Annotated in this window: 12 protein-coding genes; 7 read left to right on the forward strand and 5 right to left on the reverse strand. The window is 67.8% G+C overall.

The window, feature by feature from the left end:
• The first annotated feature begins 195 nt into the window (after nucleotides 1-195).
• Entirely contained in the window at nucleotides 196-945 is a 750-nt protein-coding gene (locus ACZ5ZX_RS16935) for an SDR family NAD(P)-dependent oxidoreductase (protein WP_465502923.1), read from the forward strand.
• Here ACZ5ZX_RS16935 and ACZ5ZX_RS16940 read toward each other — a convergent pair.
• The 4 genes from ACZ5ZX_RS16940 to ACZ5ZX_RS16955 are packed head-to-tail and all read right to left on the reverse strand — an operon-like array spanning nucleotide 871 to nucleotide 4,440.
• A complete protein-coding gene (locus ACZ5ZX_RS16940) occupies nucleotides 871-1,953 on the reverse strand; it encodes a methyltransferase (RefSeq protein ID WP_465502924.1) in 1,083 nt (360 codons plus the stop codon). The two genes, ACZ5ZX_RS16935 and ACZ5ZX_RS16940, sit on opposite strands and share 75 nt — an antisense overlap.
• Nucleotides 1,950-2,600, reverse strand: coding sequence for a DUF6875 domain-containing protein (locus ACZ5ZX_RS16945; RefSeq protein ID WP_465502925.1), 651 nt, complete (start codon nucleotides 2,598-2,600; stop codon nucleotides 1,950-1,952). The genes ACZ5ZX_RS16940 and ACZ5ZX_RS16945 overlap by 4 nt, the downstream gene beginning before the upstream one ends.
• On the reverse strand, nucleotides 2,600-3,805 hold the full coding sequence (locus ACZ5ZX_RS16950; protein WP_465502926.1) for a cytochrome P450 family protein: 1,206 nt from the start codon (nucleotides 3,803-3,805) through the stop codon (nucleotides 2,600-2,602). Before ACZ5ZX_RS16950 ends, ACZ5ZX_RS16945 begins: the two co-directional genes overlap by 1 nt.
• 2 nt (nucleotides 3,806-3,807) lie before the next feature.
• Nucleotides 3,808-4,440, reverse strand: a complete 633-nt coding sequence (locus ACZ5ZX_RS16955; RefSeq protein WP_465502927.1) for a class I SAM-dependent methyltransferase — start codon at nucleotides 4,438-4,440, stop codon at nucleotides 3,808-3,810.
• A 167-nt stretch (nucleotides 4,441-4,607) separates the two neighbouring features.
• On the opposite strand from ACZ5ZX_RS16955, the gene ACZ5ZX_RS16960 reads away from it, so the two are divergent.
• The 6 genes from ACZ5ZX_RS16960 to ACZ5ZX_RS16985 all read left to right on the forward strand — a co-directional run bounded on the left by ACZ5ZX_RS16960 (nucleotide 4,608) and on the right by ACZ5ZX_RS16985 (nucleotide 11,417).
• Complete coding sequence (locus ACZ5ZX_RS16960; protein WP_465502928.1) at nucleotides 4,608-6,116, forward strand: hypothetical protein; 1,509 nt, start codon at nucleotides 4,608-4,610, stop codon at nucleotides 6,114-6,116.
• A 10-nt stretch (nucleotides 6,117-6,126) separates the two neighbouring features.
• Complete coding sequence (locus ACZ5ZX_RS16965; protein WP_465502929.1) at nucleotides 6,127-7,593, forward strand: hypothetical protein; 1,467 nt, start codon at nucleotides 6,127-6,129, stop codon at nucleotides 7,591-7,593.
• A gap of 221 nt (nucleotides 7,594-7,814) precedes the next feature.
• Nucleotides 7,815-9,071 carry an HNH endonuclease signature motif containing protein gene (locus tag ACZ5ZX_RS16970; protein WP_465502930.1) on the forward strand — a complete coding sequence of 419 codons (1,257 nt, stop codon included), beginning with the start codon at nucleotides 7,815-7,817 and terminating at the stop codon, nucleotides 9,069-9,071.
• A 952-nt stretch (nucleotides 9,072-10,023) separates the two neighbouring features.
• A complete protein-coding gene (locus ACZ5ZX_RS16975) occupies nucleotides 10,024-10,392 on the forward strand; it encodes a hypothetical protein (protein WP_465502931.1) in 369 nt (122 codons plus the stop codon).
• 91 nt (nucleotides 10,393-10,483) lie between these two features.
• Nucleotides 10,484-10,672 carry a hypothetical protein gene (locus tag ACZ5ZX_RS16980; RefSeq protein WP_465502932.1) on the forward strand — a complete coding sequence of 63 codons (189 nt, stop codon included), beginning with the start codon at nucleotides 10,484-10,486 and terminating at the stop codon, nucleotides 10,670-10,672.
• Between the two features lie 52 nt (nucleotides 10,673-10,724).
• Nucleotides 10,725-11,417: a hypothetical protein gene (locus tag ACZ5ZX_RS16985; protein WP_465502933.1), complete on the forward strand. Its 693-nt coding sequence runs from the start codon at nucleotides 10,725-10,727 to the stop codon at nucleotides 11,415-11,417.
• 21 nt (nucleotides 11,418-11,438) lie between these two features.
• Here ACZ5ZX_RS16985 and ACZ5ZX_RS16990 read toward each other — a convergent pair whose 3' ends face one another.
• On the reverse strand, nucleotides 11,439-12,395 hold the full coding sequence (locus tag ACZ5ZX_RS16990) for a GlxA family transcriptional regulator (protein WP_465502934.1): 957 nt from the start codon (nucleotides 12,393-12,395) through the stop codon (nucleotides 11,439-11,441).
• Nucleotides 12,396-12,435 lie beyond the last annotated feature (40 nt).

A 12,435-nucleotide genomic window follows, 5' to 3' on the forward strand; every position in this document is an offset into this window, starting at 1 on the left:
CGCGAGCGGGCTCCGAAGTGGCCGTTCGCCACTCCGAAGCCCGCTTCCCAGGGCAGGGCACGGGGTCCGGATGCACTTCGCCCAGGGCGCCTTCCGGCCCGACCAAGGGTGCGCCGCGAAACCGGCCGACGCAGCACACCAGACGAACACCGCCGTCCGCGAAACGAAATCGCGGCGGGTACCGAAGGGAATCCGATGCTGGACCTGAGCGGCACCACCACCCTCGTCACCGGGGCCAGTGGCGGCATCGGCCGGGGCATCGCCCTGCGCTTCGCCGAGGCGGGCAGTGCCGTCGCCGTGCACTACCACCGCGACCAGGCGTCGGCGGACGAGCTCGTCGAGCGGATCGAAGCGGCCGGAGGCACCGCCGCCGCGTTCGCCGCCGACCTGTCCGACGACGGCGCATGCCGACGGCTCGTGGCCGAGGCCGCCGCCTGGACCGGACGGCTGGACACGCTGATCAACAACGCCGGTGTGCAGCCGGTCGAGCCGCTGCCGGGGATGTCCGCCGAAAGCTGGCGCGCCGTCCTCGACACGAACCTCACCAGCGCGTTCTCCTGCACGCAGGCCGCGGCCGAGGTGATGACCGGCGGCAGCGTCGTCCACATCGCCTCGATCGAGGCCGCTCAGCCCGCGCCGGGGCACGCGCACTACAGCAGCGCCAAAGCCGCACTGGTCATGCACGCCCGCGCGGCCGCGCTCGAATACGGGCCGCGGGGTATCCGCGTCAACGCCGTCTCCCCCGGCCTCATCGACCGCCCCGGGCTCGGCGACGACTGGCGGGACGGCGTCCGGCGCTGGGCACAGGCCGCGCCGCTGAGCAGGCTCGGCACTCCCGACGACGTCGCGAACGCCTGCCTGTTCCTCTCGTCACCGCTCGCCGCGTGGATCACCGGGCACAACCTGACCGTGGACGGCGGAGTGTCCGCGCACCCCACCTGGTGACGGCGTCGCGACCGCCTCGATGACCGCGACCGCCGTCGGCAGCCGGTGCACCTCGCGCACGGTGAACCCCGCCTTGCCGAGCAGGTCGCCGAACTCGCGCCCGGAGCGTTCCTCGCCACCCAGCACGGTCATCATGTACAGATCCATGAGCGCGGCGAACTGTGCGTCCTGGCCGGTCGCGCCGTCCTCGACCACCCGCTCGATGATCATCAGCCGCGCTTCCCCCGGCATCGCACGACGGCAGGTACGCAACAGTTCGACACAGCGTTCGTCGTCCCAGTCGTGCAGGATCTGGCGCAGCAGGTAGAGATCGCCACCGCCGGGCACCGCACCGAAGAAGTCGCCGCCGAGGGTGGTGCACCGCTGCGCCAGCCCGGCGTCCCGCATCCGCGCGCTCGCCGTCGCGGCGACCTTCGGGCTGTCCAGCAGCACCCCTTCGGTACCCGGGTGCTCGCTCAGCAACCGGGCCAGCAGCGCCCCGTCACCGCCACCGACGTCCACGATCCGGCGGTACCCCGAGAAATCGACCGCCGCCAGCAACCGGTCGATCTCGAGTTCCTGGTCGTGCTTCTGCGATCGATCGAAGAGGGCCCGCAGCCGCTGATCACGGCCGAGGTGGGTGAAGAAGTCCGCTCCCAGCTGTCGATCGAAGGACGGCGCGCCGGTGCGCACGGTCTCCGCCATCCCCGTCCACGCGGCGCCGATCTCCCCCGCCGCGAGCAACGCCGTCGGCAGGGCGGATCCGGGCGCGCCGGTGCACAAGGCCGCGCCGAGCGGGGCGAGTTCGTACGCGCCGTCGGCGCGGACGGTGTAGAGCCGATGCGCGGTGAGCGCGCGCATCAGCTGCGCGAGCCGCCGCGGATCGGCACCCGCCCGCTCCGCCAGTTCGGAGACCGACAACGGTCCGGCGGCGAGCAGGTCGGAAAGGCCGAGCTCGGCCGCCGTGCACACCGCACGGGAAAGCAGCTGCCCGAAGACCAGCTGCCTGAGCTGCACACTCTCGGTCATTTCCCTCCTCCGTAACGGTTCCAGGCTCGCCGGTACAGCTCGCCGACGAGCGGATCTGTTCGCGATCGCCTGGCGTGCAGGGCGAACCGTGCGGCGTACTTCCGGAACCAGCCCTGCTCCACGTGCAGGAACAACGCGTCGTGCGGGGCCATGTGCCGGATGGCGTAGAGCGCGATCGGCGACCGCGACACCCGGAAGGCCGGATTACGGACTGCGGGCTCAGCGCACGCCGGGTGGAACTGGCCGATCATCAGCCCTTCGCTGACGGCCAGATCCTTGAGCCCGCCATAGCTTTCGTCGATCCGCCGCCACCCCTCCTCGGCTGCGTCCGGCAGCACCACCAGCACGCTGTCCAGAGAGATCCCCGACTGCTTCGGTGGCTCGGTCAGCCGTTTGAACTCGCTCAGTTCCGCGCTGACCAGTCTCCGCAGCTCGTCGGCGTCGCACGCGTCGACGCCGTAGTGGAAACTGATCCGGATCGCACCGGCTTTCAACGCGCCGGGCACGAACGGGCAGACCGGTCCTGGCCTGCCGATCTGCGCCGACGGCGCGCTCACGTAGTCACGCAACCAGTCGAGCACTGTCGACATGTCGGCATCGAGCCGATCGCCGCGGGGACGCTCCGGGGCGACCGCGATCTCCGGCATCACCTCGGCTCCACCCGGTAACTGACCGGCAGTTCGGCCGGACCGCGGAAATGCATGCCGGGACGCCATCTCAGCTCGTCCGGGGGCACGGCCAGGCTCAGTTCGGCGTAGCGGTCCAGCAGCCTGCCGATCGCGATCTCGCCTTCGAGCCGGGCCAGCGCCGACCCGATGCAGGTGTGCACCCCGTGTCCGAAAGCGAGGTGTTTGGACACGGTGCGGCGGATGTCGAAGCTGTCGCCGTCCGGGACATGCGCCGAATCGTGCCCCGCGGAGCCGAGCCCGAGGAACACGATGCCGCCCGCGGGGATCGGCACGCCGCCGATCTCGATGTCCTCGACGGCGAACCGCATACTCGCGTTCATCGCCGGGCCGTCGAAGCGCAGGACCTCTTCGATCGCCGACGGCAGCCGCTCCGGCTCCGCGCGCAGCAACGCGAGCTGGTCGGGATGACCCAGCAGGTGGTAGACGGTGGCGCCGATGAGGCTGATGCTCGTCTCCTGGCCGCCGAGCAGCAGCAGGAACACCATCGCGACCAGTTCGTCGTCGGAGAGCGCGTCCCCTTCGTCGCGGGCCACGATGAGGTCGGACAGCAGGTCCTCGCCAGGGGTCACGCGCTTGTCCGCGATCAGGGCCTGGGTGTACTCCTTCAGCGACTTGGTCGAGGTCTCGAAATCCTCGCTGCCGGTCGACTGCTCGTCGGAACCGAGGACCGACCACGCCCGGAAAGCCTCCCAGTCACGTTGGGGCACACCGAGCAGTTCGTAGATCACCGTGATCGGCAGCAGGCCGAGTGTGTCGATCAGATCCGTGGTGCCCTCGTCGCCCATCCGGTCCAGCAATTCGTCGGCCAGCTGCGTGATGTGCGGCCGCAGCGACTGGACCCGCCGCGCGGTGAACGCCTTCGACGCGAGCCGCCGCAACCGGGTATGCCGGGGCGGATCGCTGGCGAGCATGTTCTTCGTGAGCACGTCACGCACATACTCGCCGGGCAGGGCCTCCGGCGGCAGGAAGCGCTCCAGATCCTTGGCCAGCCGCGGATCCGCCAGCCACGCGCGGACGTCGTCGTGCCGCGAGACCAGCCACGCCGGCATCCCCTGCGGCAACAGGAACCGGTGCACCGGATCGTGCTCGCGGAGCCAGGCGTAGGTCGGATAGGGATCACGGATGAACTCGGGGCCGAACAGTTCCTTCGGTTGTACGGACACGCTTATCCCCCTTTGTTCGGCACGCGGCCGCTGATGATCGTGTACAGACCCGCCCAGATGACCGAGGTGCGGACGTCTTCGAGGTGTTCGTGCGCCAGCCGCTCGATCTCCCTCGCCCGCCCGAGATCCGAGCCGACGAGCGGCGCGCGGAAGCGCGCGTAGGCGTTGATCGCCGGGTGGTACCAGCGACCTCGCGCCGGAATGCCGTCGGCGATCACGACGCTGCCACCGGGCCGCAGATAGCCGAGCGTGTGGTGGAAGACCTCGGCGGGCTCGGCGGCGCTGAGGCTGAGCACGAAGACCGCGGCGTCGGCCTCGGCGCCCGGGTCGAATCCGGTCATGTCCGCGCACCGCAGTTCGACGTTCTTCCAGTCACCGTGGGAAACCCGCTGCCGCGCCCGGTCCAGCATGGGCTCCGTCATGTCGATCCCGATGACCCGGCCCGACGGCCCGACGCGCTCACGCAGCATCGAAAGCATCAGCCCGGTCCCGCAACCGACGTCCACCACCGTGCCACCGTCCGGGACCTCGACCGTACGCGCGACGATCTCGTGGATCTTCGGCCCGGCACCGAAAGAGAAGAACGGAAATGCCTTGTCATAGATGGCAGCGGCATGCCGGTAGCGTGGATGCATGGTCCCGGACATTAATCGGGCCCGCTCGCGGCGGTCACCCTCGTGTGTGCGGGGGATGCGCTCGAAACACTCGCACCCGCGAAGATGCGGCGTCGTCGGCGCCACCAGCAGAATTGCCCCCAAGTCAGGCAAGCCCTGCATCTGGCGGGGGGAGATGAGGTGGTCTTGTGGAGAACGTCCTGAAACTGGTGGCGAAACGTCAGGAAGATCTCGATCGGCACCCATTGTTCGAATGGATGAACTCGACCGAAACGCCGGTTCCGGATCCGTTGCTGATCATGCCGGCCATGGCGACGTTCTCGATGGGATTCCGGGACGTGAACAAGTGGGTCTTCCGGTACCCGGAGGCGGCGAACGAGCTGGAACGCGGCATCAACATTCACTCCTTCGAGGATCAGACCCACTCGCGACTGTTCCTCGAGGACTGGAAACTGCTGGGGTTGAACGAAAGGCTCGACTGGACGGCCAGCGACACGTTGTGGTGGCTGTTCCTGTCCGAAGCGAACGAGGTCGCCCGCGGCCACGGCGTGTACTTCTTGTCGATGGCCATCGCCGACACCAAGGATCCGCTCCTGCGGTTCGCCCAGTCGGAAATGATGGAAGCACTGGGATCGGTGTTCTTCAAGCACGCGTCGAAGATCGCCATCGGTTTCACCGAGCGCACCGGAATCGAGCTACCGTACATGGGCCCGTTCCATCTGGCGCTCGAATCCGGCCATATGGACTGCGAAGACCTTTTCGTCGAGCAGAAACTGGACGACGGACGGCTCGCGCGGGCACTGAAACTCGCCGACACGATTTACGAGATCTTCTCCGACCAGCTCGACATGTGGATGATCTACGCGGAAAAGTACATTTCGTCCGGAATCGCTCCGCGACCCGATCTCCGGCCGATGATCAATCGCGCCGCCGCGGGCTTGCCGGGGCTGCGGCCGGGCACCGGCGGTGCCGTGCACGCCAGCCAGGAGCCCTTGCAGAAACTGCTGGCCGAACGCCGCAAGCGCAGTGAGGCGCATCCGTTCTATTCCTGGCTGGAGAACCGGGGCGACCGGATCACCGCCCTGCAGGCACTGCGGCGGTTCATTCCCATGTGGGCCATGGACGTCATGGGCTACCGCGACCTCAACCGCTACGCGATCCGGTACGCCGAGCCGTCGTCCGATCTGCACCGCACGGTGAACGCGTGGGTCGACGATCTCTCCACGCACAACACGCTCTTCCTCGACGACTGGAAGCAGCTGGGACTGGACGAGATCCTCGGCTGGAACAGCAGCGACACCCTCGAATTCTGCTACCTGGACCCGCAGACCGACGTGCACCGGCGCAACATCGTCCGGTTCACCGAACTGGCCGCAGGCAACGAGGATCCGCTGTCGCGGCTGTGGCTCATGCACGCGCTGGAGACCAGCGGTGAGCCGTTCTTCCGGCACACCAAGGCACTGGCCGACGAGGTCGAGGCGAACACCGACCTCCGGCTCGACTATCTCGGCGACCGTCACGAGATCGCCCACCAGCCCTCGGTCTCCCCGCTTGCGCTCGAATTCAAGGACCGGCCGATGGACGCGGCGGGCCGCGAGATCGCCGCCGAAATGATCGAGACCGTGTTCGACGCGGCCGACGAGCAGCTCGAGATCTCGCTCGACGTCGCCCTTTCGAACAAGTTCGGCATCCGGTGAGGAGCGCGGCGTGAAGGACATCCTGAACTACGTCGAGGGGAAGGTCGCCGCACTCGACGACCATCCGCTGTTCGACTGGCTGGCCTCGGACGAGACGCCGCTCAAAGACCGGCTGATGATCCTGCCGACGGTGGCCACGGTCGCGATGGGGTTCCGCGACGTGAACAAATGGGTGCTGCGCTACCCGAACGCGGCGAACGACCTCGAACGCGGCATCAACATCCACACCTTCGAGGACCAGACGCACTCGCGGCTGTTCCTGGAAGACTGGCGGCGGCTGGGCCTGGACCGCCGTCTGGGCTGGGACGCCTCCGACACCCTGTGGTGGCTGTTCCAGGCCGAGGTCAACGAGGTCATCCGCGACAAATGCCTGTACTTCCTCTCGATCGCGGCGGCCGACGGCGGCGACCCGCTCCTGCGGTTCGCGCATGCCGAGGTCGGCGAACTGTGCGCACGGGAGCTGTTCTTCAAGCACATCTCCGCGGTCGCGGGGCAACTCGCCGAGCGCACCGGCCTGACCATGCTGTACTTCGGCGCCCACCACATCGAAGCCGAAGGCGAGGGCGCCGAGGGCGTCTTCGAGTCCGTCGTGCTCGACGACGCGCACCGCGAGCGGGCCCGCGAACTGGCCGACGTCATGATCGGGGTGTTCAGCGAGATCCTGGACGCGATCCACGGCTACGTGCTGAAGCACGTCGTCACCGGGACTCTCCCGCGCCCTCGCGCGCTCGAACCCGTCGCGCCCGCCGCTTCCATCTCGACCGGTCCGGTCGCCACGCATCCCACGCAGGAGCCCTTGCGGGAGCTCCTGCGGGACCGCCAGGCCCGGCACGCCACGCATCCGTTCTACACCTGGCTCCGCCACCGAGGCGACCGCGTACCCGCGATCAAGGCGCTGCAACGGTTTCTGCCACTGTGGGCGATGGACGTGATGGGTTACGCGGATCTCGGCCGCAACGCTTTCCGTTACGCGGCACCGACGTCCGACCTGGAACACGCCGTGAACGACTGGGTCGCCGGGCTGACCGCTCGCGCCGAGCTGTTCGTCCACGACTGGAAGACACTCGATCTGGACGAACTCCTCGGCTGGAACGCCGGCGACACCCTGGAGTTCTACTACCTGAGCCGGACGATGGACGTCCACCGGCACCACCGGGTCGTGCTGACGCAGCTGGCCACCGGGCATCCCGACCCGATGTCGCGGCTGTGGCTGACCAAGACACTAGCGGCCGCGACAGACGTTTTCCTCGAGGGAACGGCGATTCTGGCCGCGGAGGTGGAAGCCGCCGGATCGCTGCGGCTGGACTACCTGTCCGGACGTTCTTCCGTGGCCGCCCCGGAGTTCCTGGGGCAGCCGGTGACGCCGGAGCAGCGGGACGTCGTGGCGGGGATGATCGACACCGTCTTCGGCTTCATGGACCGGCAGCTGGATCTCTCGCTGGATGTGGCGCTTTCGAACGAATTGCAGATCCCTTAGGTTTCTTGGGGCTTCAGTCTCGTGAGTGGTGATGACGGTTGAAACCGTTGTCACCACTCACGGCCGTCTCGGCATGCGTTTCGAGGGCTTCGGGGGCTTCGGGGGCTTCGCGGCGAAGGCGCCTACGCGTTTTGTAAGTTTGGTGCTCTGCGTAGTTTTGGTGCCGCAGTAGTCTGAATATGCGATAGCACAGGTGTTCGAGTGGGGGTATTGTTGGGGTCGTGGCCAGCGAAAACAGTCCTCAGGTGGTGCGCTCCGAGTGGTGGCGCGCCGATACTGCGACGCTGCACGCCCGCAAACAGGAAATCGAGGTGTTGAAACGTCAGTTGGAGGCGGAGCAGTACGCGATCCTCGCGGAAATCAATTCCCGCGGTATCCGTGGCTGTTCCGGCCATTCCACGTTGGCGGCGATGATTTTCGAGGACTTCCAGGTGACGGACGCGGAAGCCGGGGCCCGTGCCGATCGGGTTCTGGCGTTGCATCCGGGGCCGTCTATCGGTGGAGACCCTGAGCCGCCGCTGGCGCCGTTGACCGCGGAGGCCGCGACGGAGGGCGCGGTCGGGGGTGCGCAGATCGACGCGATCATCCGCACCCTCGCCCGCATCCCCTCCACCGTCCCGGAGGAGGCGATTCGGGGCGGGGAGAAAATCCTCGTCGACTTGGCTCGCCACGCGGGGCCGCGGCAGATCGCCCGCGCCGGACGACGCCTGCTCGACACACTCGATCCCGACGGGAAAGAGCCCCGGAGTGAGGATCCGACAGACACGCGGCCGGAGTTACGGTTCGTCAAACACCGAGACGGCACCCTCGGCCTCAAGGCCCGGCTGGATCTGGAAACGTATGCGCGGTTGAAGTCCGACCTGGATCCGATGGCCAAACCCCACAAAGCCATCGACGGGGTCCGGGACTCCCGCACCCAGGACGAACGCTACGGCGACGCGTTCACCGACTACGTGCGTCTCAAGACCACCAGCCGGAACCTCCCCGGCCAGGCGGGCGAGGCCACCCACATTCTCGTGACCATGTCGTATGAGGACCTGATCAACGACCTTGGTGAGGCGCATCTGGATCTGGTCGGGCCGATCAGCGCCACCGACGCCCGGATCCTGGCCTGTGATGCCCGCGTCCGGCCCGGCGTCCTCGGCACCACGGGCGAACCACTCGACATCGGCCGATCCAAACGGACCGTGTCACTGGCCCAAAAGTACGCACTGACCCTCCGCGACGGCGGCTGCGCCTTCCCCGGCTGCGACATGCCGGTACCCCGCTGCACCGCGCACCACATCGTTTTCTGGCGGCACCACGGCGAAACGAAGATCGACAATCTCGTGCTGCTGTGCACGAAGCACCACCGGTTGATCCACCACAGCGAATGGAAAGTCCAGATCGCCCAAGATGGGCTGCCGGAGTTCACCCCGCCTGCCTACCTTGACCCGACAGGCGAATCGAGGCGCAACACCATGCACCTCAGGACATAGACCGACCGACAGGGCAGGGGCAGGACCATGCCTTCAGCCCTTCCCTGCACCTACGCGGGTCGCGAGTGGCGATTCGGGTCAGAGCGAACCCACTCTTAGGTACCTGCTCGTGCCCTGCGCGACCTCCCCGGAAAAAGGGTAGCGTTCGGGAACTTTCGGCACCGCCCAGCCGAGCGAGCCGTACGTCATGCGTAAGGCCTCTCGCGCGTCACCAGGCAGGGCCGGATCTGTCGCGCGGGTGCACGGCGAAAGCCGCGATTTCGCCGTCGCAGAGACCACAGAAACCCATCTGCGTCCCCACCTCCGCAACTCCGCCGTGCGAGACCCGAGGTAGCGCAGGAACCGTTCCTCCTCGCCGAAGACCAGCCGCCCGTAGGGTCGAATAGATCCCATCGGCCCCGACCAGCAGATCAGCTTCGAGCCGCTCACCGTCCGGCAGTGTGATCCGTACTCGGCCGCCGAGGTCCTCCACTTCCGCGACCCCGCACCGAATCGGCGAACTGGACGTGGTCGATCGCCGCCCGCCGACGGCCACCCGGCTCCCCGGCATCCCGGACCGAAGAAGTCGACCAGGTAGCCCTGTTCCCTCGGCCCCGAGGCTCGTTCCAACACGACCACCTCGACGTCCCGCACCGCGAGCCAGTGCGCCCGCGCCAGGCCGGTGAGCCACCCGCAGAACTTCGTCCACAGTCCGGCGAGCACATCCCGTCGGCACCCGACCAACACATCGGCTCCGAGCCGCTCCGTCCACCAGCGTGATCCGCACCCGGCCGCAACCGCAACGGTCAGCCGCGTCGTCAACACCCGATCACCCGGACGAATGAACAAAACCAGCGATGATCACCTGTCCGAAGGACAAAACCAGCCCCGCTTTCAAGATCCTTAGCGGCTGCCAAGCGGCCGTTCCTAGCGTCGATCACGTCCCACCAATTGACCACAAAGGACGGTCGACATGAACACCACCAGGAAGATCGGACTGCTTTCCGCCCTCGCCGTCGGCGCCGCCGTATTGGCACCGGCCGCACCGGCGAACGCCGCCGAGACGGCGGCGACCGGGGACTTCGATTGCGGGATCGCCACTTGCAGCTACGTCTTCAGCAAGAAGGCGACGAACACCATCGCCAGGGACGGGCTCGCCGCGGCAGGACTGTGCGGCGCGATTCCCACGCCGGGCAACGGTGCGTGCGCGGCGGCTTTCGCGGTCGTCGTCGTGACCGCCAAGGTCGCCAAAGGCAAGGGAAAGTGCGTGAAGCTGAACGTCGCCAAGGTCGCGCCGTACCCGTCGTGGACCTCGGTCGACGGGAGTTCGCGGTGCCGCTGACCGGGCAGGAGGACTCCCGGCAAAAATGACCTCCTTTCACGTCGGGACCGCCGCCAGGCTTGCTCCTCCGGATCTGCTTTTTGGAGGACACATGATCTCGAAGCCTCGCGTCGCGTTGGGGATGCTCGTGCTGGCCGCACTGGCGGGCGGGCTGATCGCCCTGCTGGTCTCGCTCGACGCGGGCGCCTTCTGGGTCAAGACCCTGCCGATCGCCTTGATGGTCGGCGGGGCGACCTTCGCCCAGTCACTCGGACTCTTCACCAAGGCGCCGAAAGAGTAGGCAACCTCCCGGTCCCGCCACGCGTTCTCCAGGGACCGGGAGGTGGTGGCCAATGGAGATCGTCGTCGCGAACGAACTGGACGTCCGCGCCGTGGTGCTGACTCTGCGAGCCAAAGGATCGGCGCTCGCTTTCCGCCTGTTCCCCATGGTGCACCTCGGCACTCAGGCCTACTTCGACGCCGTGCGGCGGCAGGCGAACGCGTGCGATGTGGTGGTGGCCGAAGGGGTCGGTGAGGCGAGATCGGCGTCCCGGCTGACCGCGAGCTACCGCCTCGCGGCGCAGAGCAAGCGCCTCGGCCTGGTGGTGCAGGACCTGAAGGCCGACACCTTCACCGCGCCGACCATCCGCCCGGATCTCGACGGCCCGGATTTCGCCGACGGCTGGCGTCGTGTCCCGCTCGGTGACCGGCTGACGATGTCCCTCCTCGCCCCGGCGCTGGGCGTGTTCCTGCGCGGCTTCGGCACCCGCGCGATGCTGGCCCGGTTCCTGACCGTCGACGACGAGGACGATTCCTGGACCGAATCCGCCGAGATGATGCCCGAATTCGACGATCTGATCGGCGGCAGCCGCGACAAACTCCTCGTGGACGCGCTGGCGAGGCTGCACGAGCAGCGGCACCACGAACCGGGGACGATCGGCGTGGTCTACGGCGCCGAGCATATGCGCGCGGTCGTCCGTGAACTCCGTGCCCGGTTCGGTTACGTGGTGCGGGACGCCGAATACCTGACCGTGTTCAGCCTCTGAGCGACCGTCCTTTCCGGACACCTAGACGCGCTGCGGGGCGAAGGTCCGGCGGTAGTCCTGCGGGGAGACCCCGACGACCTTGTGGAAATGGTGCCGCAGCAAGGCACCCGAGCCGAACCCGCAGCGGCGCGCGATCTCGTCGATGGCCAGCGTGGTCTCCTCCAGCAGCGTCCTCGCGTGCGACACTCGCTGCGCCGAAAGCCATCGGTGCGGCGTGGTGCCCGTCTCGGCGACGAACTTGCGGGCGAAGGTGCGCTCGGACATCTGGGCGCGGCGCGCGAGATCGGCGACGGGATGTTCACGATCGATGGTGTCGAGCATCCAGGTGAGCACCGGCTGGAGGCTGTCACTCGTGCATTCCGGGATCGGCATCTCGACGAACTGGCGCTGTCCGCCCTCGCGCTGCGGCGGCACCACCATGCGCCGGGCGATCACGGTGGCCGCGGCCGACCCCAGTTCGCGCCGGACCAGGTGCAGGCAGGCGTCGATGCCGGCGGCGGTCCCCGCGCTGGTGATGATGTCGCCGTCGTCGACGAAGAGGACGTCCGGGTCGAGGTGGGCCTGCGGGAACCGCTTCCGGAACTCGGCGCTGCGGCGCCAGTGGTTCGTGCACCGCCTGCCGTCGAGCAGGCCCGCGGCACCCAGCACGAACCCGCCGGTGCAGACCGAAAGCAGGGTGGCTCCCCGCGCCGAAGCCGCGCGGAGCGCTTCGAGCACCGCGGCCGGGTACTCGTCGCGGACGGCACAGGCGGAGACGACGACGAGGTCCGCGTCTTCGGTCGCTTCGAGGCCGAATTCCGGGGTCACCTTGACGCCATGGCCGAGGCTCAGCTGCTCTCCCGCCCGCTCCCCGCACACGCGGAAGTCGAGCAGTGGCACTCCGTCATCGGAACGGTCTTCGCCGAACACCTCGCAGACGACACCGAACTCGAACGGGGCGAAGTCGTTCAACAGCACTACGGCGACGCTCTGCATCATGCGGCGAGCATAGCTGGCAGGATTTTGACGTACAACGACA

The organism is Amycolatopsis sp. NPDC033938, from assembly GCF_055575975.1.